25 protein-coding genes and 2 tRNA genes are annotated in these 22491 nt (G+C 62.9%); 14 read left to right on the top strand and 13 right to left on the bottom strand.

The window, feature by feature from the left end:
• The first annotated feature begins 69 nt into the window (after positions 1 to 69).
• On the top strand, positions 70 to 282 hold the full coding sequence (gene rpsU / locus BRPE64_RS05170) for a 30S ribosomal protein S21 (protein ID WP_006999077.1): 213 nt from the start codon (positions 70 to 72) through the stop codon (positions 280 to 282).
• Positions 283 to 608: 326 nt separating this feature from the next.
• Here the strand turns inward: rpsU and BRPE64_RS05165 are convergent.
• From BRPE64_RS05165 to BRPE64_RS05155, 3 genes are all read right to left on the bottom strand, one after another.
• Positions 609 to 685: transfer RNA gene (locus tag BRPE64_RS05165), tRNA-Met, on the bottom strand.
• An 86-nt stretch (positions 686 to 771) separates the two neighbouring features.
• The gene (locus BRPE64_RS05160; protein ID WP_016344984.1) at positions 772 to 1404 is read right to left on the bottom strand and encodes a LysE family translocator; all 633 of its coding nucleotides are present in this window, start codon (positions 1402 to 1404) and stop codon (positions 772 to 774) included.
• Positions 1405 to 1481: 77 nt separating this feature from the next.
• The gene (locus BRPE64_RS05155; RefSeq protein ID WP_016344983.1) at positions 1482 to 2567 is read right to left on the bottom strand and encodes a porin; all 1086 of its coding nucleotides are present in this window, start codon (positions 2565 to 2567) and stop codon (positions 1482 to 1484) included.
• Between the two features lie 305 nt (positions 2568 to 2872).
• Here BRPE64_RS05155 and BRPE64_RS05150 point away from each other — a divergent pair, with 305 nt between their 5' ends.
• On the top strand, positions 2873 to 3616 hold the full coding sequence (locus tag BRPE64_RS05150; RefSeq protein ID WP_044041266.1) for an SDR family oxidoreductase: 744 nt from the start codon (positions 2873 to 2875) through the stop codon (positions 3614 to 3616).
• 50 nt (positions 3617 to 3666) lie between these two features.
• Here the strand turns inward: BRPE64_RS05150 and BRPE64_RS05145 are convergent, their stop codons facing one another.
• Positions 3667 to 4344: a ribonuclease HI family protein gene (locus BRPE64_RS05145; protein WP_016344981.1), complete on the bottom strand. Its 678-nt coding sequence runs from the start codon at positions 4342 to 4344 to the stop codon at positions 3667 to 3669.
• A gap of 145 nt (positions 4345 to 4489) precedes the next feature.
• Between BRPE64_RS05145 and BRPE64_RS05140 the strand changes: the two genes are divergently transcribed.
• Positions 4490 to 4996, top strand: coding sequence for a PRC-barrel domain-containing protein (locus tag BRPE64_RS05140; protein WP_016344980.1), 507 nt, complete (start codon positions 4490 to 4492; stop codon positions 4994 to 4996).
• A 50-nt stretch (positions 4997 to 5046) separates the two neighbouring features.
• Here BRPE64_RS05140 and BRPE64_RS05135 read toward each other — a convergent pair whose 3' ends face one another.
• Positions 5047 to 5289: a hypothetical protein gene (locus BRPE64_RS05135; protein ID WP_016344979.1), complete on the bottom strand. Its 243-nt coding sequence runs from the start codon at positions 5287 to 5289 to the stop codon at positions 5047 to 5049.
• A gap of 84 nt (positions 5290 to 5373) precedes the next feature.
• Here BRPE64_RS05135 and BRPE64_RS05130 point away from each other — a divergent pair, with 84 nt between their 5' ends.
• The gene (locus BRPE64_RS05130; protein WP_016344978.1) at positions 5374 to 5598 is read left to right on the top strand and encodes a hypothetical protein; all 225 of its coding nucleotides are present in this window, start codon (positions 5374 to 5376) and stop codon (positions 5596 to 5598) included.
• Positions 5599 to 5659: 61 nt separating this feature from the next.
• Here BRPE64_RS05130 and BRPE64_RS05125 read toward each other — a convergent pair whose 3' ends face one another.
• Together BRPE64_RS05125 and BRPE64_RS05120 are read right to left on the bottom strand one after the other, a co-directional pair.
• Positions 5660 to 6409 (bottom strand): DUF2968 domain-containing protein, encoded by a 750-nt coding sequence (locus tag BRPE64_RS05125; RefSeq protein WP_069915696.1) that lies wholly within the window; start codon positions 6407 to 6409, stop codon positions 5660 to 5662.
• A gap of 260 nt (positions 6410 to 6669) precedes the next feature.
• The gene (locus BRPE64_RS05120) at positions 6670 to 7293 is read right to left on the bottom strand and encodes a hypothetical protein (protein ID WP_144063325.1); all 624 of its coding nucleotides are present in this window, start codon (positions 7291 to 7293) and stop codon (positions 6670 to 6672) included.
• 134 nt (positions 7294 to 7427) lie between these two features.
• Between BRPE64_RS05120 and BRPE64_RS05115 the strand changes: the two genes are divergently transcribed.
• On the top strand, positions 7428 to 7715 hold the full coding sequence (locus BRPE64_RS05115; RefSeq protein WP_144063324.1) for a hypothetical protein: 288 nt from the start codon (positions 7428 to 7430) through the stop codon (positions 7713 to 7715).
• 406 nt (positions 7716 to 8121) lie between these two features.
• Complete coding sequence (locus tag BRPE64_RS05105; protein WP_016344973.1) at positions 8122 to 8634, top strand: hypothetical protein; 513 nt, start codon at positions 8122 to 8124, stop codon at positions 8632 to 8634.
• A gap of 11 nt (positions 8635 to 8645) precedes the next feature.
• Here the strand turns inward: BRPE64_RS05105 and BRPE64_RS05100 are convergent, their stop codons facing one another.
• Complete coding sequence (locus BRPE64_RS05100; protein ID WP_016344972.1) at positions 8646 to 10232, bottom strand: inorganic phosphate transporter; 1587 nt, start codon at positions 10230 to 10232, stop codon at positions 8646 to 8648.
• A 9-nt stretch (positions 10233 to 10241) separates the two neighbouring features.
• Positions 10242 to 10499 (bottom strand): hypothetical protein, encoded by a 258-nt coding sequence (locus tag BRPE64_RS32760; RefSeq protein ID WP_144063323.1) that lies wholly within the window; start codon positions 10497 to 10499, stop codon positions 10242 to 10244.
• 17 nt (positions 10500 to 10516) lie between these two features.
• Between BRPE64_RS32760 and BRPE64_RS05095 the strand changes: the two genes are divergently transcribed.
• The 3 genes from BRPE64_RS05095 to BRPE64_RS05090 all read left to right on the top strand — a co-directional run bounded on the left by BRPE64_RS05095 (position 10517) and on the right by BRPE64_RS05090 (position 12222).
• Positions 10517 to 11446: a CHAD domain-containing protein gene (locus BRPE64_RS05095; protein WP_232519195.1), complete on the top strand. Its 930-nt coding sequence runs from the start codon at positions 10517 to 10519 to the stop codon at positions 11444 to 11446.
• 183 nt (positions 11447 to 11629) lie between these two features.
• The gene (locus BRPE64_RS33160; RefSeq protein ID WP_016344969.1) at positions 11630 to 11779 is read left to right on the top strand and encodes a hypothetical protein; all 150 of its coding nucleotides are present in this window, start codon (positions 11630 to 11632) and stop codon (positions 11777 to 11779) included.
• 50 nt (positions 11780 to 11829) lie between these two features.
• Entirely contained in the window at positions 11830 to 12222 is a 393-nt protein-coding gene (locus tag BRPE64_RS05090) for a hypothetical protein (RefSeq protein ID WP_044041264.1), read from the top strand.
• A gap of 488 nt (positions 12223 to 12710) precedes the next feature.
• Here BRPE64_RS05090 and BRPE64_RS05085 read toward each other — a convergent pair.
• From BRPE64_RS05085 to acs, 4 genes are all read right to left on the bottom strand, one after another.
• Positions 12711 to 12800, bottom strand: a tRNA-Ser gene (locus BRPE64_RS05085).
• Between the two features lie 43 nt (positions 12801 to 12843).
• Positions 12844 to 14868: a sodium:solute symporter family protein gene (locus BRPE64_RS05080; protein WP_016344967.1), complete on the bottom strand. Its 2025-nt coding sequence runs from the start codon at positions 14866 to 14868 to the stop codon at positions 12844 to 12846.
• Entirely contained in the window at positions 14865 to 15212 is a 348-nt protein-coding gene (locus tag BRPE64_RS05075; RefSeq protein ID WP_069915695.1) for a DUF4212 domain-containing protein, read from the bottom strand. The genes BRPE64_RS05080 and BRPE64_RS05075 overlap by 4 nt, the downstream gene beginning before the upstream one ends.
• A gap of 81 nt (positions 15213 to 15293) precedes the next feature.
• Positions 15294 to 17276: an acetate--CoA ligase gene (acs, locus tag BRPE64_RS05070; protein ID WP_016344965.1), complete on the bottom strand. Its 1983-nt coding sequence runs from the start codon at positions 17274 to 17276 to the stop codon at positions 15294 to 15296.
• 335 nt (positions 17277 to 17611) lie between these two features.
• Here acs and BRPE64_RS05065 point away from each other — a divergent pair, with 335 nt between their 5' ends.
• The 5 genes from BRPE64_RS05065 (at position 17612) to murI (ending at position 22419) form a co-directional block, all read left to right on the top strand.
• Positions 17612 to 18523 carry a DMT family transporter gene (locus BRPE64_RS05065; protein ID WP_016344964.1) on the top strand — a complete coding sequence of 304 codons (912 nt, stop codon included), beginning with the start codon at positions 17612 to 17614 and terminating at the stop codon, positions 18521 to 18523.
• 170 nt (positions 18524 to 18693) lie between these two features.
• The gene (locus tag BRPE64_RS05060) at positions 18694 to 19275 is read left to right on the top strand and encodes a TIGR00645 family protein (RefSeq protein WP_044041263.1); all 582 of its coding nucleotides are present in this window, start codon (positions 18694 to 18696) and stop codon (positions 19273 to 19275) included.
• 56 nt (positions 19276 to 19331) lie between these two features.
• On the top strand, positions 19332 to 20855 hold the full coding sequence (locus tag BRPE64_RS05055) for a fumarate hydratase (protein WP_016344962.1): 1524 nt from the start codon (positions 19332 to 19334) through the stop codon (positions 20853 to 20855).
• Positions 20856 to 21056: 201 nt separating this feature from the next.
• A complete protein-coding gene (gene bfr / locus BRPE64_RS05050; protein ID WP_016344961.1) occupies positions 21057 to 21533 on the top strand; it encodes a bacterioferritin in 477 nt (158 codons plus the stop codon).
• Between the two features lie 4 nt (positions 21534 to 21537).
• Entirely contained in the window at positions 21538 to 22419 is an 882-nt protein-coding gene (gene murI / locus BRPE64_RS05045; RefSeq protein WP_016344960.1) for a glutamate racemase, read from the top strand.
• The last annotated feature ends 72 nt before the right edge of the window (positions 22420 to 22491 follow it).

Here is a 22491-nt window from a genome sequence, read left to right as displayed (position 1 = left end):
TGGCTCTCAAAAAGTGTACAATTTCGCTTTGCCCCAAATTCTGGCAGGGCCAGATCAACAGAGATTTAAATGACTAAAGTACTGCTGAAAGAGAACGAGCCTTTCGACGTCGCCATGCGTCGTTTCCGCCGTACGGTCGAACGTACGGGCCTGATCCAGGAACTCAAGTCGCGCATGGCTTATGAAAAGCCGACGACCGAGCGCAAGCGCAAGAAAGCTGCTGCTGTTGCTCGCCTGCGCAAGCAGATCCGTCGCGCACAACTGCCGAAGAAATTTTATTGATCGAACGCCGGGCCCTGCCCGAGTTGATCAAGGCGTTTGATTATGGCAGCCTGAGTTCGGTCGGGTCGCGGTTTCGCGCGTATGTAGCGTGAAAGCTCGCGGATTCGCGCACGTTCAGATGCGCCCCGTTCGTTAAGGGTTGGCAAGATCGCATAAAGCCTGCATGAGTGAAAGCTCATGCAGGCTTTTCGTGCTTCTGGGAGGCATTTTCCAGGTGGGTCGGGTGCGCGGGAGAGATAGCGATGTCGGCAAAATCGGCGCGCGAAGAAAGCGCGCGCACAAAAGCAAAGAGCCCGGTGGGAACCGGGCTCTTTGCTTGAAAAACTTGGTTGCGGGGGTAGGATTTGAACCTACGACCTTCGGGTTATGAGCCCGACGAGCTGCCAGACTGCTCCACCCCGCGTCTGAAGAATTGAATTATAGGCTGAATGCCGCACGCAGGTCAATAGTTCTTTGCGTTAATTGCATCGGCATCAACAAATACCTGAATCAGGTCGCCGGCCGACGCACGAACGCCAGCATCACACCGAAACCGATCATGAGCGCCCCGCTCACGCGATTGAACCACGCGAACCCGCGCGCGCCGCGAGAGAGCGACCCGAGCCGTGCACCCAACGCCGCATAGATGACGATCGCGACCAGTTCCAGCAGCAGAAACGTGGCGCCGAGAATCGCGAAACTCGTCGCGTAGGCGCTTCGGTCGACGAACTGCGGGAAGAACGCGGTGAAGACGAGAATCGCCTTCGGGTTGCCCGCGGCGACCCAGAACTCCTGCTTCGTGAGCCGCGCGAGACTCACCGGTCCGCGCGCCGCACCCTCTTCCCTCACCACCAGCGACGGCCCCGAGCGAATCAACTTCACGCCGATCCAGACGAGATACGCGGCGCCCGCGAACTTGATCACGGTAAAGAGCGTCTGCGATGCCAGCAGGAGCGCGCCGAGCCCCAGTCCGGCGATGGCGATCATGATCGCGAACGCGACGATCCGCCCCGACGACGCCAGCACCGACGCACGCACGCCATTGCGCGCGCCGTTCGACAGCGACAGCACGTTGTTCGGGCCGAACGCCATGTTGATGGCAAAGCAGGCAGGCAAGAAGAGCGAGAAAGTTTGCAGCGACATAAAACACCCGCGAACCGGCGTAGACGAGACCGCCAAGTTAGCACGCGCTGCGCGCTTTCAGAAGCGCCGGAAGCGAATCAAAAGCGATGCCGGATGCCCGTGCTGAACATCAACTGATTGCGCCCGCTCGACGGGTCGTTGGTGTTGATCACCGCCGGCGCGCCCGATGAGGCACGCTGATAGATCGACTCTAGATAGACATCGGTGCGCTTGGACAGCAGATAGTCGACCTGCAGCGCGCCTTCGTGCCAGTGCGCGCCGCCGCCGTTGGTGTACACATACATGCCGGCCAGCACGATAGCCGGCGTGAGCTTGTAGATGCCGTTGATCTCGTAATTGTTGAGCGCGAGCGACGGCATCAGGTCGCCGGTGTCGGCATCGGTGACGCCGGAGTTGATTGCGCGGGAAAATGCGCCGCCCAGCGTGAACTCGCCAAGCTCATAGCTCATGCCGACGCCGAACGTGTTCTGCTGCTGCACGTTCGCCGTGAACACCGAATTCGCCGCCGAACCGGGCAGCGCGAGCGAATCGTAGGCGCCGCTCGTCGTGTTGCCGCGACCGTTGTTGTGCAGATAGGCCGCGCCCGCGTTGAGCGAGCCCGCGGAATAATTGGCTCCGACGCTGTACGCGCGGTTGTCCGCAAACGCGCCCGCCTGATTGGAGAACGCGTAGAGGCCGCCGAAACTGAAGCCGCCGAAGGTCGCGCTCGTGTACTTGACCGAATTCGATGCGAGGAACGAATTGTTGGCGTTGTCGTTGTCGAGAAGATGCGCGAAAGCCGTGCCGCCGTTGTTGCCGGTCAGCGTGAAGGTCTGGAAATAATCGTGGATCGAATCGTACTGGCGGCCGAAGGTGACGGTGCCGAGCTTGTCCGTGCCGATGCCGACGTACATCGGGTGATCGTTGAGGCCCTCGCCCGTCGCGACGGAAAGACCGCGTTCGAGCCGGAAGATGGCCCGTGCGCCGCCGCCCAGATCTTCCGATCCTTGCAGACCCCAGTAGCTGCCGTCGACGGTGCCGGTCGTCAGCTGATATTGAGAATGCCCGCCGACGTTGTTGACATAGGAAAGGCCGGCGTCGAGCTCGCCGTATAAGGTGACCGAACTCTGCGCGAGCGCCGCGACGGGCACGCCGGCGAAGGCCGCGAGGATGACCGCCGGCATGGTCCGCGAAATCGCTCGGGGCGCGACGGCGAGAGCCGTTTCGGACGTCGACGGCGCAGTTCGGAAGGCTTTGCGGCGTAGCGGCATGGACGGCTCCGGTGGTTCTCAGTTATCAAAATATTGTCAGTTTTGTGAAGCCGCTTGTCAGTCGAAAAAACGCCGTCGACCGCTTCTGTGTCCTGGAACCAACGAACGACCGTTTGCCACATTTTTTGACTTGCCGGATTGGCGCCATTGAGCATAGCCGACGCGCTCGTGTGCTTGCCGCTAGAATCGAGACGCCTTCAGCCAATCCTATTCCGTCCATGTCATCAAAGACTCGCGCCATCGTCACCGGCCACACTCGCGGGCTCGGCGCCGCGCTTACCGAAATTCTGCTCGCGCAAGGCGCCGAAGTGTTCGCGATCTCGCGAAAACGCAACACCGCACTCGCCGCACGCCATGCCGGCGCGCTGCACGAAGTCGAACTCGATCTCGCCGATCTTTCCGCGCTCACCGACTGGCTGTCGAGTGGCGCGTTGCAGCGCTTCGTGGCGGGCGCGGATCGAGTGCTGCTCATCAACAATGCAGGCGTGCTCGCGCCGGTCGGCGCCCTCGCCGATCAGAACGCGGCCGACGTCGCGCGCGCGGTCAGCGTGAACGTCGCTGCCCCGTTGATGCTCGCCGCCGCGCTCACGCAGGCGAGCGGGCAAGCAGCGGACACGCGCATCGTCCATATTTCGAGCGGCGCCGCCCGCAATGCTTATCCCGGATGGAGCATTTACTGCGCGACCAAAGCCGCGCTCGATCATCACGCCCGCGCGGTCGCGCTCGACGACAACCGGGCGCTGCGTATTTGCAGCGTCGCGCCGGGCGTCGTCGATACGGACATGCAGGCGGAGATTCGTGGCATCGGCACGGATCGCTTCCCGCTGCGCGAACGCTTCGAAGCATTGAAGCGCGACGGCCAGCTCGCGACGCCCGAACAGTCGGCGCGCAAGCTGATCGATTATTTGCTGAGCGATGCCTTCGGCGACACGCCGACCGCCGACGTCCGCGAACTGGCGTGACTTTGATGCGGCGCTGCTTATGGAACGCTTAGGAAACGCTTAAGCCGCCCTCACGCCGCCGCGGCCGTTGCGCGCACCGATCCGAGCGCCTCGCGCGAGAGCGCATCCGCGCGGGCGTTGCGCGCCCGTGGAATCCACTGCAACCGGACCGCGCCGATCCGCGCGATCAGTGCGCGGGCGTGCGCCGCATGATGCGCGAGCGCGCGGCTTCCTGCGCCGTTCGGCGCGCTCAGATCGTCGATGACGACGCGGCTGTCGCCATGAATCACGATCTCGCGGACCTTCGCGCGTAACGCCGCTTCCAGCACGGCGATGAGCGCGAGATATTCCGCCGCGCTGCTGTCGCCGTGGCCCGCGGTGCGGCTGATTTCGACCGTCTCGCCGAGCGGACCGACCAGCACGCCACCGATGCCGAGCCGCCCGGGATTCGGTAACGCGGAACCGTCGAACCAGGCGCGCCAGCCGCGCTCCTCGTCCGGCGCTTGCGCCGCGCGTTCCCTGACGCGTTCGGCGCGTCGCAGTTCGCGCGAGCGCCGGGCTTCGGCATCCTTGAGTTGCGCGGCGCGCCGGGCATCGATGAAAGCGCGCAAAGACTGCGCGCCCGCCGCCTTCTGCAACGTTCTGAGAAGCGCCTCGTGCTCGGACAGGCGCGCGCCCTTCGAAAGCCGGCGGCTTTGCATGCGCTCCTTTTTGTACGCGACGGCGGCCAGTTCCTCGAAATCGATCATAAACAAACGGGAATTGAACGAAATCCGAGCTTAGCAGACGGCCGTGAGCGCGCCGTGACGGCCACCGCCGTGAATGGGTACGGCTGTTGCTGCAATTTACGGGCGAATCGTGTTCAAACCGCAACCCTCGGCAAGGAGCAAGATCATGGATCAAGCGATGGAATCGTCCTCCGGCGGCGCGAAGATCGTCGGCAAAGGCGCGGCGACGGCCGCGGGTCCCGGGCCCGATGTCATGGCGGCCAGCACGCTCGACGGCAATTCGGTGATCAGCAGCGACGGGCACGACGTCGGCTCGCTCAAGGAGATCATGCTCGACGTGAGCAATGGACGGATCGCGTATGCGGTGTTGTCGAGCGGCGGGTTTCTCGGCATCGGCAACAAGCTGCTCGCCGTGCCGTGGGCCGCGCTCACGCTCGATACGGACAACCGTTGTTTCAGGATCGACGCGACGGCGGATCAGGTGCGCAACTCGCCGGGCTTCGACAAGGACGCGTGGCCCTCGATGGCCGATCATGTCTGGGCCAGCACCGTGCACCAGCACTACGGGCGCGAGCCGTATTGGTCGAACGACCGTGCGCGCGACGTGAGTCCGTCGGGCGCGATCCCGCCCGAAGGCGTCGACGCGCCCGAGGCGGGCGGCGTCAAGCTATAGGAAAAGCGGAGTATTGCGGCGAGACGGCGCCGGGCGGCAGGCCCACGCCTTCAGTCGCGCGGACGCTCGTTGAGTTGAATGTCGGCACCTTCGGTTTCGCCCATGAGCGCACGCAGAACGTCGCCCGCGAAGTCTTCGATGGCGAAGTGCCACTCGAGCGAACCGACCGCGAAGTCGTTCGGGTTGCACTTGCCCTGAGCCCGGCGGATCGCGCCCACCGAAAGACTCAGCGCGCGTGCGTGCTGAAAGTGGGGATCGTCCGAGTCGAGAAACGGTACTTGATCTTTATCCATGACACCTATAACGGAACCGGTCGACGAAACTTTAGGCATGCGCGACAGACGCAATCGTTTGCGTGAATTCGCGCTCTGAATCCCATGCAATCCTATCGAAACCTCGCCGGCAATTCGGGCGTCGAAGCGTTCGACATCCTGACCGACGGCATCTGGGTGCGCTTCGTCAACGGCGGCACCTATCTGTATGACTATCGCGTGCCCGGGCGCGCGCACGTGGAGCAGATGAAACGGCTCGCCCGCGCAGGACGCGGGCTCAGCAGTTATATATCGAGATCCGGCGCGCAGTATGCCGAAAGAATCGATTAACTGCTCGAACGACGCATTCTACGCGAACGGAAAAGCATTACTTCGTACGAATGGCGCGCGTTCAGCGCTTCTGAGGGCCATTCGGCGCGTTCAGTTTGAAGTCGGCATTGAGTTGATGAAGTCGGCGTTGAAGCTTGTTCAGTTGCACCTGGGACGCAATACTGCGCCCCTCCAGTTGCGCCAGGGCCTTGCCGACCTCTTGCTGCTTCAACGCCACCTGCTGATTTTGCGCAGTTCCTCTTTGCCGATCGACGCGCGCGCGCTCGATCTCCGCTTCGGATTCCGCAATTTGACGCGCAATCTGTTCATGCTGCGCTTCGACAAACGCGCGCCGCATCTCGGCCTCGGCGAGGCGCATCGCCTGCTCGACGAAGTGACGGAAAGCCGGTTCGGCCGTATCGATTTCACTGGCCTTCAGCACGCGCCAGACTTCGCTCTCGTGATAGAGAACCACGTAGTAAGCGAGTTCGCGAGGATGGAACAGCAGGCTCGTGGCATAACTAAAGCTATGGAAGGTGCGAAACGTGACGAGCGCCGACTGCTCGACGAGCCCTTCGACCTCCGCGATCTGCGCGTTTTCCAGCGACTTCGGACCCGCCTGCATCGACAGTCCCGTAAGTGGTCGTAACGGCCTTATCGGCGTCGCCTGCGACGGCGCGTCGATTTTTTCTTCAGGCGTCACATCCTGCGGATGAACGTCTGGCACGACAGAAGGAATCGCATCCGGAATCGCATGCACCGACTTTTTCCGCAAGACAAACGATGGCGCGGTCGCGAGCAAGCTTCCTCTTCTGCTCAGCAGGCTTTTCACGTGGACTCCCAAAATGCATGGTGACATTCGACATAGCAGATCAGCGCCTGTCGAATTTCCTGAATATAGACGGCGATTAATCTGCATCACATACGATGGATCTCGCGCCGTCAATCGAAAAGTCGGCAATTCCACCTTTGGCAAAGTGTGCTGCCCTGCAATCGTCGTCGAACCGATGCTGGCGCTTCCCGACTGAGTTAATTTCGATTCACGCTTCGAATGAAGCGATTCGCGCGGCGCGAAACAATCGACTTCAGACGTTACACATGCTGATAAATCGCCTGCGTACCGTCGATGCGCACGCGCGCCAATTTCGCGGAGCGCGCCTTCGACATCAACGCGACCACGCGCATGAGCCTGATTCCCTGAATGCCCCATGTCGCGCCCGGTGCGCTTGCCACGCGTGACTCCAGCGCCCGCAACCTGCCGTAGAGTTCGGCAATCTGCGGCGTGGGCGCATTCGGTGTCCCGGATTCGGCCGCACCAACAGCCGTGATCGGATTGTCAAAAAGATGTTCAGGAATGTTCAACGGATCGCTACGTGTCGGCCCTTCACACCGGGCGCGCAAATATTCACCAATTGCGTCGAGAGAAGCGGCTGGAGCCTGTTCGACACGGCGTGAAACGGCCGCGCAGTCACTCAACTTCCAGTTCTCGCGCGCGCTGATCGTGGCAATCAATGCGGTGATGTGCGCCCGCTGTTGCGCTTCGAGCGGCGCCATGACCACGTTGAGTATCAAGCTTATCGGCGATTGTTCACGCCCTTCGATTTGTTCGGGAAATGTATTCGACATGCAAAATTCCGTAGATTTATTTTCAGCCGATGAGATTCGTGCGGACTGCTTGCCCACAGATTCAACGTTGACAAAAATCAGCAGACGCATCTTATCCGTTCTCGGCACGTATACAGGGCCTACAGAGATAAATCAGGACTGTCCTAACGTCGCACCGACCCGGCACGCCCAATGCTGAAGGAAATGCAAGCGGCGCACGTTGCGCCGGATCAAAGGAGATGGAGATGAAGACCACGACCGCTATCGCAGGCGTACTTTTCGCGCTTGTCAGCACCACCGCGCTCGCTCAGGAAATGTCGCGCGACCAGATGATGCAGCGCCAGCAACAGATGCAACCGGGCCGCACCGATGCCGTTCCGACCCCGCGTACCGGGGACTCGTCACAAGGCGGCGTGCCGTCGGGGACCTCGAGCAGCGGCACGCTGATGCAGCAGCGGGAACAGGGCATGTCGCCGAATTCGACATCGAACTCGTCGAAGGGATCGCAGTCGACCGGCACGATGAAGCAGTAATGCCGCATGCGGGCAAGACGCGGGCCGGTCGCTCGCGTCTTGCTGGTACTCAGGGCGAGACGCACCGCAACGAGAAGACGTATCTAGCGGCTAACCGCAACGACGATTCAGCCGCCGCGTATCCGCACAACGTAGACGGCGTGTTCACCGATTTCGCGAACAGCGGATACGCGGCCCGCGCAAATTATCTGCGTGAGTCTGTGCGCTAGGCATCGACAATCGTCGTCCACTACACGCCGGCCGCTTATCCACAGTTTCGGTGGACAAGCGTGTAGATAACATGCGGACCGCGCGTCTATCTCTTTGATGAACAAGGCGTCCGCCCACACGGCGGCGAAACGCGCCGCGCGTCCTGCATGTTCATAAACCGTATATACTGTTTTCTCCACACGACAGGAGAGAACGGATGAGCACCGCGCAAGCAAAGACGCCGGCGAAGAAAAAACAGGCGCCCGTGAAAACCACGAGCAAGGTCAGCAAGAAGACGCAGACGAAGACCATCGCTACGCCGGAGACCGAGGTGAAGGCACCGGCCGCGGCATCGAAGAGCGCGGCATCGAAGAGCGCGGCGAAGAAAGCACCCGCGAAAGCGCCCGCCGCCGAAGTCACGCCTGCGAAGAACGTCGCGAAAAGCCCGTCCAAGCCCGACGCGAAGCCCCGCCGCGTGAAGAAAGAAAGCGCAAAGAAGGAAAGCGCGAAGAAAGAAAAAGTCGTGCGCGACAGCTTCACGATGCCCAGATCGGACTACGCAAAGATCGCCGCACTCAAGCAGAAGTGCCTGAATAACGGCGTGCGCGTGAAGAAGAGCGAATTGCTGCGTGCGGCGCTCACGCTGCTCGATGCCGCGCCGGACAAGCATCTCGTCGATGCAATCAAGGCGCTCGAGACCGTGAAGACGGGACGTCCGGCGAACGCCTGAACATCGTCCGCTCAGAAGACGTTTCTGAAGATCCAGTAGAGCCCGGCGGCCAGCGCGATCGACGCGGGCAGCGTCAGCACCCATGCGAGCGCGAGGCTGCGCACGGTGCTCCACTGGAGCCCCGAGCCGTTGGCCGCCATCGTCCCGGCGACGCCCGATGACAGCACGTGCGTCGTCGAGACCGGCAGGCCGTAGGCATCGGCGGCGCCGATCGTCAGCATCGCGACCAGCTCGGCCGACGCGCCCTGCCCGTAAGTCAAATGCTGCTTGCCGATCTTCTCCCCCACCGTCACGACAATGCGCTTCCAGCCGACCATCGTGCCGAGCCCGAGCGCAATCGCCACGGCGACCTTGACCCAGGTCGGAATGAATTTGGTCGCGTGATCGAGCTGCTTTCTGTAGTTGTCGATCACGGCGCGGTCCGCGGGCGCGAAGACCGGCGTGTTCGCTTTCTCCATCAGACGGATCGCCTCGGACACGAGATACATGTTGTTGCGCACGTTATCGACGATATTCGACGGCACCGCCGCGAGCGACCCCGACGAGCCAACCTGATTCGCGATGACATCGGTGAGTTGCTTCACAGCGGGCATCGTCGCGGGCGACAGTTGCCGCGTGCGGACGTAGGCCTGCGTGTCTTCGCGCGGATCGGCGGAAGCCGGCGCGCCGCTCACGTATTTCGCGAACGTCGCGGATGCCTCGTGCGCCACCGCGACGAAGTTCTGCGTTTCCGCGGGATTCATCGCCTTGTTGAGCGCGTAGGCGGTCGGCACCGTGCCGATCAGGATCAGCATGATGAGGCCCATGCCCTTTTGCCCGTCGTTCGAACCGTGCGCGAACGACACGCCCGTGCACGTAAGAATCAGCAGCGCGCGAATCCAGAACGGCGGCGGATGATTCTTCTTCGGTTCCTTGTAAAGCGCGGGCACGCGCACCAGTGCCTTCAGCAGAAGCAGCAGCAGCCCGGCGCACACGAAGCCGACGATCGGCGACAACAGCAGCGACTTGCCGACGCCCGCCGCCTGCGACCAGTCGACGCCGCTCGTGCCGCTGGGTCCGCGCATGAGCTGATTCATCAGGCCGACGCCGATGATCGAGCCGATCAGCGTATGCGAACTCGACGACGGCAAGCCGAAGTACCACGTCGCGAGATTCCAGATGATCGCGGCGATGAGCAGTGCGAAGACCATCGCGAAGCCCGCGCTGCTGCCCACTTGCAGAATCAGTTCGACGGGCAGCAGTTGCAGAATGCCGAACGCGACCGCGCCGCTCGATACCAGCACGCCGAGAAAATTCCACACGCCGGACCAGACCACCGCGACATTGGGTGTCAGCGAATGCGTGTAGATCACGGTCGCGACGGCATTCGCCGTGTCGTGAAAGCCGTTGACGAATTCGAACCCGAGCGCGATCAACAGCGCGACGCCGAGCAGAACATAAGGGAGCATTGAACTCAATCTGACGGACTCGAGATCGGTCGCCAGATGCAGCCCGACGTAGCCGATGCCGCCGATGAGGATGAGAAAGAAAACGAGGAGACTGGTGCGGCGAGTGCGTTCGCTCACACCGCCCTGCTGAGGAAATGCGATATCCGGCATGACGGTGCCTCACGCGTTTTTCGTAGCGGTGCCAAGCATACGATCGGCCGATGCGCCCGACTGTGAATCTTTTGTGTCAACAGTTCGCGTAAAACTTTCGCGATATGCAGCAAAAACAGGCGTGGCGGGCGCGAGAACGATTTCATCGAAGAATCGCGCCGCTGTCATACAGGTGACATTCAGCTTGCCTATGGTTTCGGCCAGCACCCGCCGGATGACCGGCGCGCGACGAGAAACATAAACAGAACGACCCGTCGCGCGGTGCAAAAGTGCATACCGAGACGATGACACTGAACTTCGACCCAGCACCCGCGCGCAAGCGCCTTGGCAGCGCGCTCGACGCGCCGTCAGACGCGGCGCGCATGCGCGATCTCCTCGCGCTGCGCGACCAGCCCGTCGCCGATGCTTTCGTCATGCTGACAGCGCCGCTCGCCAGCGAAGCGTTCGAGCAAACCGAGATGATGGCCGGACGCATCGATGCCGGCCTGCTCGATCGCTTGCGCTCGACCCTGCGTCGTCTGCGCGCGCTGTGGTGGGCGTTCGAGCCGCTGCTCGACGAAAAGGAAGCGCGTATTGTGCGCAAGCGTCTCAAGCGGCTCGCCGATATCGCGGGCGAACCGCACGAGATCGGCGCCGCGTGCGACTTGCTGGATCGTGCGCGCAAGGACTGCGCGTGGCTCGATCCCGTCGTGCGCACGCTGCGGCAGGAACGGCGCGACGCGTCGGCGGCGAGTTGCGTGACGATCCGCAAGGCGCATGTCGATGTGCTGCTGCGCCGCGCGCTCGCCGATGCACGCCGTCGCCTCGAAGCGCGTGACGAGGATCGCACGCTGATGGAGTTCGCGCGCCAGCGCGTCTCGCTCGCCGATGATCTGCTCAGCAAGCACGAACTTCGCGCCGCCCGATCGAAGCGTGTGGACGCGAAGACGCTGCGCAGCATCGAGGAAGCCGCGACGAAACTGCAATGCCTGCTCGAGCTTTTCGCGCCGGTGCTGGAGCGCGGACATGCACACACGATGACGCATCCCGGCGACGCGCAGGCCGCGCTCGGCAAGCTCAACGACGTGCTCGCGAGCGAAGCCGCCGTGCGACGCGTCGCGCCCGCGCTCGGCGACAAACACGCGCTCGACGAAGCCGTACGCTGGCTCGACAAGCAAAAGCGCGGAGCGTCGCGTGCCGCGCTCAAGCGCCTGCGATCGCTGACTGATCGCTGACCGTCCGCCGGCGCGCGTGAGGCGCTCCCTCCTTTTGGCTGGCTTCGCGTGGCGACGGCGCTCCCTGCTTCGGGTCGTCATCGTGATGCGGGTTTCGCGGACCATGCCGCATCGGCATGCTGAACGTATGGCAGTCGTATCCGGCGACGCCTTCCGTCCAGCCATCCGCACAGGGAGTCCGTCATGTATTTCGGCACACTCGTCACTCAGCCGCGCAACGAACCGCAGAACTGGGAGCGCGATCGGGATGCGTCGCGCGCCGACACGCCGGGCCGCTGGCGCGTGTTCTGGCACAGCGTGAAGCGACTGTTTGGTCGATCGGCAACATCCTAATTGGGGAATTAGGACTCGTCCGAACGCGTTTCTGGCTTCGAGCCGCTCTAATGCGGTCCTTTTCGGATAACCAGAAAATCATGCGGACACGAAAAGCGCTTCTGATTCCGGTCGCTCTCGGGCTTTTGAGCAGCGGCGCGCCGGCCTGGGCGAAATACACCGAGCAGTGGATCAGCACTTCGGATCTCGCGCACGTTCGGCCTGCTGCGCGTGTTGAACATGTTGAACGTGCTGACCGAGTTGAGCGTGTTAAGCATGTTGAGCGCGCCCAACACACTCAAGCCGTTGTCGCAACGCACAAGAAGCAAGCCGATGCGCACGCGAGCCTGAAATCACACCACGCCGCGCTTCAGGCCAAGAGCGCGGCTGGGCAAGACGATCCGATCGCCGCGTTCGCCCACGAGCCGCGACCGTCCTCGCGGGCGAAAACTGCTCGGCGCTGACGGTTCGCTTTCGCTTCGATTAAAAGTTGGATGGCGCGCACTTCTCGACTATTCCGATTCCATTTCAATCTGAATCGACTATTCTTGTGATGTCGTAAGAGGTGGGCCGCACGCGGCGCTGCGCTCTGCCATGTGCTCGATTTATCGAGCATTATTAGAGGCGCAGTCAAACGCGTCACCCACTGCTCTTACGACACTTCTCTTTTTTGATCCCTTTTGATGTGGATATGCGCGCTCTGTCGTCGACGATTATGTTAGTGCGTCGATTTATTGGCATAGCTAAAGATTGCGCGGCGCGTTAGGCGCGCGCGATTCAATCGCAGCGCGCCGCTTTACACACACGATGAGTTCGAACGGACGCGAACGGTTTGCCGGAACCGAGAGGTCGCAAGTCTGCCGCGTGTGGCGGACGTCGCGTGAATTGCATATAAGGCTTTGGAACGCCTGAGAAAAAAGAAAAGCCCTTGAAGATCAAGGGCTTGCAATTCTGGCGGAGAGAGGGGGATTCGAACCCCCGATAGGTTTTACCCTATACACGCTTTCCAGGCGTGCGACTTAAACCGCTCATCCATCTCTCCGGAAGTCCGCGATTATACCAAGTTCCCGCGCCCGCGCCAGCCCCTACGGGTGGCGAATGTAATCCACGAGCGCGCGCGTATAAGCATCCGGCTTCCGATCGAAAAGACTCACCACGATCGCCACCGCGAAACCCGCCGGAACGCCGAACACGCCGGAACTGATCGGCTCGATGCCGAACCAGCGCGGCCCCGCAAAGCCCGTCAGCTGCATGAAGAACGGATACGTCGACACGATGTAGTACACGCACACGACCAGCCCCGCGATCATCCCCGCGATCACGCCGCGCTGCGTCGTGCGCTTCCAGAACACGCCGAGCACCAGCGCCGGAAACAGGCTCGAGGCCGCCAGCGAAAACGCCGCCCCCACCAGAAACAGAATGTTCCCCGCATTGAGCGACGCGACGTACGACGCCAGCAACGCCACGCCCAGCAGCAGAATCTTCGAGATGGTCACGCGCCGCTGGCTCGTCGCGCGGCGATCGACCATGCAGTAATAGACATCGTGCGACAGCGCATTGGCGATCGTCAGCAGAAGCCCGTCCGCCGTCGACAACGCCGCCGCCAGCGCCCCCGCCGCAATCAGCCCGGAGATCACATACGGCAATCCCGCGATCTCGGGCGCCGCCAGCACCACCATGTCCGGCTGCATCTGGATGCCCGCCCAGCGCACGATGCCGTCGCCGTTCACGTCGCTGATGCGGATCAGATACGGCTCCACGCGCCGCCACTGCATCACCCATTGCGGCAGATCGGCGAAGCGATGGCCGACCAGCCCCGTCAATATTTCATGCTTGATCAGCACCGCGAGCACCGGCACCGTCAGATAAAACAGCGCGACGAAAAACAGCGTCCAGCCAACCGAGCGACGCGCCGACGCCACCGACGTCGTCGTGTTGTAGCGCGTGAGAATGTGCGGCAGGCTCGCCGTGCCGAGCGACAGACACAGCAGCAGCGACAGAAAGTTCACCTGATGCACGCGCGGACTCTCGTCCCCGGCCGACCCCGGCGGGAAGGCCTCGGCCATCGGCACAGGAGCGGCGACGCGCTCGCTCAGCGCATCGCGTTCGCGGGTCCATTTGGCTTGGGCATCGGCGGGATCGTGTGGAAACGCCGCGAGTTCGCGCTCGCGCTCGTTGATCTCGCGCAGCGGCCCGTTATGCCGCCGCAATTCGGCAATTTCCGCGACGAGGCGCGCGTGCTCTTCATGAAACGAGCGCGGCAGCGCGTCGATGCGCTGCTGGATGCCCGCCGCCTGACGCTGATAATCGGCGCGCACGCGGGCTTCGTCGGGCGACACCGCCACCGCGCGTTCGAGCGCTTCGACGCGCTCCATCACGCGCCCGTAATTGAGTTGCGGGAACCAGCCCAGCCCTTCGCGATGCGCGATCATCGAGACGGGAATGAGCATCGCGCTGATCAGGATGATGTACTGCGCGACCTGCGTCCACGTGACCGCGCGCATGCCGCCGAGAAACGAGCACACGAGAATGCCCGCGAGCCCGCAGAAGATGCCGATCGAAAACTCGATGCCGATGAAGCGCGACGCGATCAGCCCGATGCCCTGAATCTGCGCGACGAGATAGACGAACGAACAGAGAATCGCCGCGATGGCCGCGAGCGCGCGCACGGTGTTGCTGGAGAAGCGCGTGCCGAGAAAGTCGGGGATCGTGTAGCGCGCGAGCTTGCGCACGTACGGCGCAAGTAGAAACGCGACGAGACAGTAGCCGCCCGTCCAGCCCATCACGTAAGCGAGGCCGTCGTAGCCGCTTGCGTAGATCGAGCCGGCGAGACCGATGAACGACGCCGCCGACAGCCAGTCGGCCGCCGTCGCCATGCCGTTGAACGCGGACGGCACGCGCCGCCCCGCGACATAGTATTCGACGAGATCGGAGGTTCGCGACAGGAGCCCGATCACCGCATACACCGCGATCGGCACGAACAGGAACACGTAGCCGATCCACATGCCCGGACCCGTCGTGCGCTCGATGCGCTCCATCAGGAAGATGAACAGCAGGAAGCCGAGCGTATAGAGCGCGTAGTAGACGATGAGCCGGTTCGTGAGCTTCATGCCGCGCCGCCCTGTTCGGATCGCGCGACACGCAACAGGCGCGCATCGGCGAGCTGCATCAGGACGATATAGACCGCGATCAGCGCGACATACACGAGAATCGCGCCTTGTGCGCCGAAATAGAACGGCAGCGGAAAGCCCGCGACGCGCACGTTGTTGAGACGCTGGGCGAAAAGCGGCAAGCCGAACGAGACGACGAAGCCGATCGTCATCAGCACGACGATCAGCGCGATGTTGAAGCGCCAGTACGCACGATGCGCGCGCGCCATCGCGGCCGTGACGGGCGGCGCGCAGGCGGGTGTCGCGGGTGTCGGAGCCGGGGAATCGGCGGGAGGAATGGCCATGCGGTTATTTACCAAAACCGCATGGCGTCGGCAATAAGGATCGACCGCGCCGCACAGCAATGCGGCGCGGTCGAAGGACGGTCAACGCGCTTCGCCGAGCTGATCGAGAATCGCGGGGTTTTCCAGCGTGGAGACGTCCTGCGTGATCTCCTCGCCCTTCGCGAGCGAACGCAACAGCCGCCGCATGATCTTGCCGGAACGCGTCTTCGGCAGGTTCTCGCCGAAGCGGATGTCCTTCGGCTTCGCGATCGGGCCGATCTCCTTGCCGACCCAGTTGCGCAGTTCGGTGGCGATCTGCTTCGCTTCATCGCCTTCCGGACGCGCGCGCTTCAGCACGACGAACGCCACCACGGCTTCACCGGTCGTGTCGTCCGGACGGCCGACGACCGCCGCTTCCGCGACCATCGGATTGGCGACCAGCGCCGATTCGATTTCCATCGTGCCGAGACGGTGGCCGGAGACGTTCAGCACGTCGTCGATGCGGCCCATGATCGTGAAGTAGCCGGTTTCCTTGTCGCGCACCGCGCCGTCGCCGGCGAGATAGAGCTTGCCGCCGAGTTCCTCGGGGAAGTAGCTCGTCTGATAGCGCTTCGGATCGCCCCACACGTTGCGCAGCATCGACGGCCACGGACGCTTGACGACGAGAATGCCGCCCTGCCCGTTCGGCACGTCCTGACCGGTTTCATCGACGATAGCGGCCATGATGCCCGGCAGCGGCAGCGTGCACGAGCCCGGCACGAGCGGCGTGGCGCCCGGCAGCGGCGTGATCATGTGGCCGCCGGTTTCGGTCTGCCACCACGTATCGACGATCGGACACTGACCGCGGCCGACGTTCTCGTGATACCACATCCACGCTTCCGGATTGATCGGCTCGCCGACCGTGCCGAGAATGCGCAGCGTCGACAGGTCGTAGCTCTTCGGATGCACCGTCGCGTCCGCTTCCGACACCTTGATGAGCGAGCGGATCGCCGTGGGCGCCGTGTAGAAGATCGTGACCTTGTGGCGGTCGATCATCTCCCAGAAACGGCCGGCGTGCGGATAGGTCGGCACGCCTTCGAACATGACCTGCGTCGCGCCGATCGCAAGCGGCCCGTACGCAATATAGCTATGGCCCGTGATCCAGCCGATGTCCGCCGTGCACCAGAAGACATCGCCCGGCTTCATGTCGAAGGTCCACTTCATGGTCTGCGCGGACCACAGCAACACGCCCGCCGTGCTGTGCTGCACGCCCTTGGGCTTACCCGTCGAACCCGACGTGTACAGAATGAAAAGCGGATGCTCGGCGCTCACCCACTCCGGCTCGCACTTCGCCGGTTCGTTCTCGACGATCTCGTGCAGCCACTCGTCGCGCCCTTCGGTCCACGCGACCTTGCCGCCCGTGCGGCGATACACGATGACGTTCTTTACCGCCTCGCAACCGCCCGCGGCGAGCGCTTCGTCGGCGATGCTCTTGAGCGGCAGCGCCTTGCCGCCACGCATTTGCTCGTCGGCGGTGATGAGCGCGACCGCGCCGACATCGACGAGACGCTCGTTCAGCGACTTCGACGAGAAGCCGCCGAACACGACCGAATGCGTCGCCCCGATGCGCACGCAGGCCTGCATCGCGACCACGCCTTCCACCGACATCGGCAGATAGATCACGACGCGGTCGCCCTTCTTCACGCCGCGCTTCCTGAGCGCGTTGGCGAGACGGGACACGCGTTCGAGCAGGTCCTGATAGGTGACGTTGGTGACGGTGCCGTCGTCGGCTTCGAAGATGATCGCGTTGTCGTTGCCGCGGCCCGCTTCGACGTGACGGTCGAGACAGTTGTACGACGCGTTCAGCTCGCCGTCTTCGAACCACGTGTAGAACGGCGCCTTCGATTCGTCCAGCACTTTGGTGAACGGCTTGTGCCAGGCGAGCGTTTCGCGCGCGAGCCGCGCCCAGAAGCCTTCGTAGTCGCGCTCGGCTTCCGCGACGAGCGCACGGTACGCGTCCATGCTGGAGATTGCCGCTCCCGCAGCAGCCTTGGCTGACGGCGGGAACACACGTTTTTCATGCAAAACCGATTCGATCGCAGACATCGACAACCCCTCTGATGGTGATTCCAAATCCGGCGGCGCGCGCATCGCTGAATGGGCTGCGTGCGCCGCATGTTATGAGGTTCGGAAGCGGCCACGCGCGGGGCGTTTCCGGGCCGAACCTTGTCTCCAGTCTGACCGCGCCGGGCGGCACGGCGAACTCAAATCCCTAAGCGCACTCGGCGCGATGGACATCCTGCATCGATTTCAAGATAAGCCGCCCAACTTACCCGCTTCTTACGTGAACCGTCCGGCTGGCACGGGGTATACACGGAGTCCGCGCGGCTTCTACAATGCGTCCCCACAATCGTAACTGATCAACCCGCGCGGTATCCAGCTTGAATCGCTACGCCTTTCTTTTGATCGCGGCCATGCTGCTCGTCGGGAGCAACGTCGGCATCGGCAAGTCGATCGTCGCCTTCGTTCCCGTTCCGCTGTTCGCGCTGCTGCGCTTCGTCGTCGCGCTCGTGGTGCTGTGGCCGCTGCTGCGTCCGTCGAAGATGAAACGCGTCGCGCGCGGCGAATGGATCAATCTGTTCCTGCAGGCGTTCTTCGGCACCTTCGGCTTCACGCTGCTGATGCTGGGCGGCGTCGCGCGCACCAGCGCGGTCGCGGCGGGCGTCATCACGAGCACGATTCCGGCCGTGGTCGCGCTCTTCGCGTGGATCTTCCTGAAGGAGAAGCCGAACGGCCGCGCCTTCGCGTCGATCGGGCTCGCGATCGCGGGCGTGCTCGTCATCAACGTGGCGCAAAGCAGCGGCGGCGGCAGCGATGGCGCGAGCGGCTCGCTCACCGGCAACCTGATGGTGCTCGGCGCCGTGTGCTGCGAATCGCTCTACGTGATCCTCTCGCGCCGGCTCACGCAGACGCTGTCCGCCATCGATATCTGCGCGTACACGCACGGCATCGGATTTCTGCTGATGTTGCCGCTCGGTCTCACCGCATGCGCCGGCTTCGACTGGCGCGGCGTCGATACGGGCACTTGGGCGCTCGTCGTCTGGTACGGGCTCTCGGCGAGCATCTTCTCGTTCTGGCTGTGGATGAAAGGCATCCGCCGCGTCGACGGCAGTCTCGCAGGCGTGTTCTGCGCCGTGCTGCCGGTTGCCGCGGCGCTCTATGGCATCGCATTTCTCGGCGAACGGCCGACGCTCGCGCACGGCGTTGCACTCGCTTGCGTCGTCGCGGGAATCGGGCTCGCGAGTCTCAAGCCGCGTGCGGCGGGAGCGGTGTCGAACGAACACGGCATTTGAGCCCTGATTCGGCGCGTTCTCAAGCCTCTTGCGACGACGCGCTACAATAGCGGGCTTTCCAGACCGCGAACGCGCGGCTTCCACGCGTGCCCTGCTGCATCGCGGTTCTGGTCTGTCATATTCGTCCGTCATCATTTCCGGTCCGATCCGCATCGACTGAAAAGCCGCCCATGTCCGCTCCCAAGCACTCCCCCGCGCACGCTCGGCCCGCCGCGATGAAAGCGCTGCCGAAGATCATCTTCATGAGCCGCTGGCTCCAGGTGCCGCTCTATCTGGGCCTGATCGTCGCGCAGGCCGTGTATGTCGTGCTGTTTCTGAAGGAAGTCTGGCACCTCGTCACGCACGCGATGACGCTCGACGAAACCAACATCATGCTCGTCGTGCTCGGCCTGATCGATGTGGTGATGATCTCGAACCTGCTCATCATGGTGATCGTGGGCGGCTATGAGACCTTCGTGTCGCGGCTGGGCGTCGAGGGCCATCCCGACGAGCCGGAATGGCTCGATCACGTCAACGCCGGCGTGCTGAAGGTGAAGCTCTCGATGGCGCTCATCAGCATCTCGTCGATTCATCTGCTCAAGACCTTCATCAACCCGGACCAGCACACCTTTCACACCGTGCTGTGGCAGGTGATCATTCACGTCGCGTTCCTCGTTTCCGCGCTCATCATGGCGTACGTCGACCGGCTGACCACGCATACGCATCCGCGCCATTTCCATAGCGAAACGGTGGCGCGCGGCGCACTCGACTGACCACGGCGTCACCCGAACGCCGACACAGAAAGATTCCCGTCCCCAGAGCCCAAGCCATGACCGTCATCAAACAGGAAGATTTGATCCAGAGCATCGCTGATTCGCTGCAGTACATCAGCTATTACCATCCGCTCGATTACATCCAGGCGCTCGGCCGCGCCTACGAGCTCGAAGAGAGCCCGGCCGCGAAGGACGCGATCGCCCAGATCCTGACCAACAGCCGCATGTGCGCCGAAGGCAAGCGCCCGATCTGCCAGGACACGGGCATCGTCACGGTGTTCGTGAAGGTCGGCATGGACGTGCGATGGGACGGCGCGACCATGAGCGTCACCGACATGATCAACGAAGGCGTGCGCCGCGGTTATCTGAACCCCGACAACGTGCTGCGCGCATCGATCGTGAGCCCGCCCGAAGGCGCGCGCAAGAACACGAAGGACAACACGCCGGCCGTCATTCACTACGAGATCGTGCCCGGCGACAAGGTTGACGTGCAGGTCGCGGCCAAGGGCGGCGGCTCGGAGAACAAGTCGAAGTTCGCGATGCTGAATCCGTCGGACTCGATCGTCGACTGGATTCTGAAGACCGTGCCGACGATGGGCGCGGGCTGGTGCCCGCCGGGCATGCTCGGCATCGGCATCGGCGGCACGGCTGAAAAGGCGATGGTCATGGCGAAGGAATCGCTGATGGACCCCATCGACATTCAGGACGTCATCGCGCGCGGGCCGCAAGACTGGATCGAGGAACTGCGTGTCGAGCTGTACGAGAAGGTGAATGCGCTCGGCATCGGCGCACAGGGTCTGGGCGGCCTCGCGACCGTGCTCGACGTGAAGATCATGGCCGCGCCGACGCACGCGGCGAGCAAACCGATCGCGATCATCCCGAACTGCGCGGCCACGCGCCACGCGCACTTCACGCTCGACGGCTCGGGCGTCGCCAAGCTCGACGCGCCGTCGCTCGACGACTGGCCGAAGGTCAACTGGGAGCCGAACACCGAGACGAGCCAGCGCGTGGACCTGAACACGCTCACGCCGGAACAGGTTGCCGCGTGGAAGCCGGGCCAGACGCTGCTGCTCTCCGGCAAGATGCTCACGGGCCGCGACGCCGCGCACAAGCGCATCGCCGACATGCTCGCGAAGGGTGAAAAGCTGCCGGTCGACTTCACGAACCGCGTGATCTATTACGTCGGTCCGGTCGATCCGGTGCGCGACGAAGCCGTCGGCCCGGCGGGCCCGACCACGGCTACGCGCATGGACAAGTTCACCGAGATGATGCTCGCGCAAACCGGCCTCATCTCGATGATCGGCAAGGCCGAGCGCGGCCCCGTCGCGATCGAGGCGATCAGCAAGCACAAGGCGGCGTACTTGATGGCCGTGGGCGGCGCGGCGTATCTCGTGTCGAAGGCGATCCGCGAGGCGAAGGTGCTTGCGTTCGAAGACCTCGGCATGGAAGCGATCTACGAGTTCGACGTGCAGGATATGCCGGTCACCGTCGCGGTCGATTCGAACGGCACGTCCGTTCACAAAACGGGCCCTGCCGAATGGCAAGCAAAAATCGGAAAAGTCCCGGTCGCAACGGCTTGAGTCGCGATTAATGGCGGTTTATACCGCTTACAGTTGAAAGAGCCGGGCGAACTGCCCGGCTCTTTTATTTGGAAGTCTCTAATTGATAGAGATTTTCATTCTCAGTTTTGTCTGAAACAAAAAATTCTCACCAACCTTGGCATTGTCACGCTCAAGGTTTATCTTTGCCACAAAGCCCCGCGCTACAAAAAAGGAACAATCATGCAAGGCGACGCAAAAGTCATCGAATTTCTGAACGCACAGCTGAAAAACGAGCTGACCGCGATCAACCAATACTTCCTGCACGCCCGGATGTATCAGCACTGGGGGCTGGACAAGCTCAACAAGCATGAGTACGACGAATCGATCGGCGAGATGAAGCACGCCGACTGGCTGATTCAGCGCGTCTTCATGCTCGACGGTCTGCCGAATCTGCAGGACCTGCACAAGCTGCTGATCGGCGAGGAGACGAAGGAAATTCTCGAGTGCGATTTGAAGCTCGAGCAGATTTCCCAGTCCACCTGCAAGGAAGCCATCGCGTATTGCGAATCCGTGCGCGATTTCGTCTCGCGCGAGATCTTCGAGAAGATCCTGCACGACACCGAAGAGCATATCGACTGGCTGGAAACGCAACTGGATCTGATCGACAAGGTCGGTATTCAGAATTATCAGCAGACCATGATGGGCGACCACGAATAAGCAGATGTCAGGCGTAGTACCTTCTGTAAAGCCGAACGAGCGTGCCGCGTCCGACGCGAGCGCGCCGGTCGGCATTTTCGATTCCGGTCTGGGCGGCTTGTCCGTGCTTCGCGCCGTGCGCGCGACGCTGCCGCGCGAGCGCCTGATCTACGTCGCCGATTCGCTTCACGCGCCATACGGCGAGCGCGACGATGACTTCATCGTCGACCGCACGATGGCGATCGGCGCGTGGCTGGTCGGACAAGGCGCGAAGGCGCTCGTCGTCGCATGCAATACGGCCACCGCGCAATCGATCGCGCTCGTGCGTGAGCGTCTGCCGATTCCGCTCGTCGGCGTCGAGCCGGGCGTGAAGCCCGCCGCAGCTATTTCGGCCACGCGCGTCGTCGGCGTGCTGGCCACCGCCGTCACCTTGCGCTCGGCGCGCTTCCAGTCGTTGCTGGAACGCCATGCCGGCGATTGCCGCTTCATTTGCCAGCCCGGCCACGGCCTGGTTCAGGCGGTCGAACGCTGCGACACGTCGTCGCCGGCGCTGATGGCGTTGCTCGAAAGCTACCTCACGCCGATGCTCGACGCGAACGCCGACACCCTCGTGCTCGGCTGCACGCACTACCCTTTTCTCGACCGCGCGATCCGCGACATCGCCGGGGAGCGGCTGAAAATCGTCGATACGAGCGTCGCCATTGCGCGTCAGCTCGAACGTCTGCTCGACGTTCATGCCCTCAAAAACAGCGCAGAGCCGTCCGACGCGCTCCCGCGCTTCTGCTCCACCGCCGACGGCGAATCGCAGCGTCAGCTTGCCGCCTCGCTGCTGCAACTCGACGCGCGAGTCGAACACGTCGACATTCCTTCGCGCCGCACGCGCCTCGCTGAACCCCACATCGTCTGAGGGTTTCTCTCGCGCCGCGCCATCCCCGGCGGGCGCTTTGCCCCGCCGCACAAGGCTCCTAGCAATAAACTC

Origin of the sequence: Caballeronia insecticola (assembly GCF_000402035.1) — a bacterium.
Taxonomy (GTDB): Bacteria; Pseudomonadota; Gammaproteobacteria; order Burkholderiales; family Burkholderiaceae; genus Caballeronia; species Caballeronia insecticola.
Note: the sequence above shows the minus strand (reverse complement) of the source record. Positions and strands in the feature narration are given on the sequence as shown.

What these genes read in the sequence shown, in the direction of transcription:
- rpsU (WP_006999077.1), top strand. Translation starts at nt 70, where the DNA reads ATGACTAAAGTACTGCTGAAAGAGAACGAGCCTTTCGACGTCGCCATG.
- BRPE64_RS05160 (WP_016344984.1), bottom strand. Translation starts at nt 1,404, where the DNA reads ATGTCGCTGCAAACTTTCTCGCTCTTCTTGCCTGCCTGCTTTGCCATC.
- BRPE64_RS05155 (WP_016344983.1), bottom strand. Translation starts at nt 2,567, where the DNA reads ATGCCGGCGGTCATCCTCGCGGCCTTCGCCGGCGTGCCCGTCGCGGCG.
- BRPE64_RS05150 (WP_044041266.1), top strand. Translation starts at nt 2,873, where the DNA reads ATGTCATCAAAGACTCGCGCCATCGTCACCGGCCACACTCGCGGGCTC.
- BRPE64_RS05145 (WP_016344981.1), bottom strand. Translation starts at nt 4,344, where the DNA reads ATGATCGATTTCGAGGAACTGGCCGCCGTCGCGTACAAAAAGGAGCGC.
- BRPE64_RS05140 (WP_016344980.1), top strand. Translation starts at nt 4,490, where the DNA reads ATGGATCAAGCGATGGAATCGTCCTCCGGCGGCGCGAAGATCGTCGGC.
- BRPE64_RS05135 (WP_016344979.1), bottom strand. Translation starts at nt 5,289, where the DNA reads ATGGATAAAGATCAAGTACCGTTTCTCGACTCGGACGATCCCCACTTT.
- BRPE64_RS05130 (WP_016344978.1), top strand. Translation starts at nt 5,374, where the DNA reads ATGCAATCCTATCGAAACCTCGCCGGCAATTCGGGCGTCGAAGCGTTC.
- BRPE64_RS05120 (WP_144063325.1), bottom strand. Translation starts at nt 7,293, where the DNA reads ATGCGTCTGCTGATTTTTGTCAACGTTGAATCTGTGGGCAAGCAGTCC.
- BRPE64_RS05115 (WP_144063324.1), top strand. Translation starts at nt 7,428, where the DNA reads ATGAAGACCACGACCGCTATCGCAGGCGTACTTTTCGCGCTTGTCAGC.
- BRPE64_RS05105 (WP_016344973.1), top strand. Translation starts at nt 8,122, where the DNA reads ATGAGCACCGCGCAAGCAAAGACGCCGGCGAAGAAAAAACAGGCGCCC.
- BRPE64_RS05100 (WP_016344972.1), bottom strand. Translation starts at nt 10,232, where the DNA reads ATGCCGGATATCGCATTTCCTCAGCAGGGCGGTGTGAGCGAACGCACT.
- BRPE64_RS05095 (WP_232519195.1), top strand. Translation starts at nt 10,517, where the DNA reads ATGACACTGAACTTCGACCCAGCACCCGCGCGCAAGCGCCTTGGCAGC.
- BRPE64_RS33160 (WP_016344969.1), top strand. Translation starts at nt 11,630, where the DNA reads ATGTATTTCGGCACACTCGTCACTCAGCCGCGCAACGAACCGCAGAAC.
- BRPE64_RS05090 (WP_044041264.1), top strand. Translation starts at nt 11,830, where the DNA reads ATGCGGTCCTTTTCGGATAACCAGAAAATCATGCGGACACGAAAAGCG.
- BRPE64_RS05080 (WP_016344967.1), bottom strand. Translation starts at nt 14,868, where the DNA reads ATGAAGCTCACGAACCGGCTCATCGTCTACTACGCGCTCTATACGCTC.
- BRPE64_RS05075 (WP_069915695.1), bottom strand. Translation starts at nt 15,212, where the DNA reads ATGGCCATTCCTCCCGCCGATTCCCCGGCTCCGACACCCGCGACACCC.
- acs (WP_016344965.1), bottom strand. Translation starts at nt 17,276, where the DNA reads ATGTCTGCGATCGAATCGGTTTTGCATGAAAAACGTGTGTTCCCGCCG.
- BRPE64_RS05060 (WP_044041263.1), top strand. Translation starts at nt 18,694, where the DNA reads ATGTCCGCTCCCAAGCACTCCCCCGCGCACGCTCGGCCCGCCGCGATG.
- BRPE64_RS05055 (WP_016344962.1), top strand. Translation starts at nt 19,332, where the DNA reads ATGACCGTCATCAAACAGGAAGATTTGATCCAGAGCATCGCTGATTCG.
- bfr (WP_016344961.1), top strand. Translation starts at nt 21,057, where the DNA reads ATGCAAGGCGACGCAAAAGTCATCGAATTTCTGAACGCACAGCTGAAA.
- murI (WP_016344960.1), top strand. Translation starts at nt 21,538, where the DNA reads ATGTCAGGCGTAGTACCTTCTGTAAAGCCGAACGAGCGTGCCGCGTCC.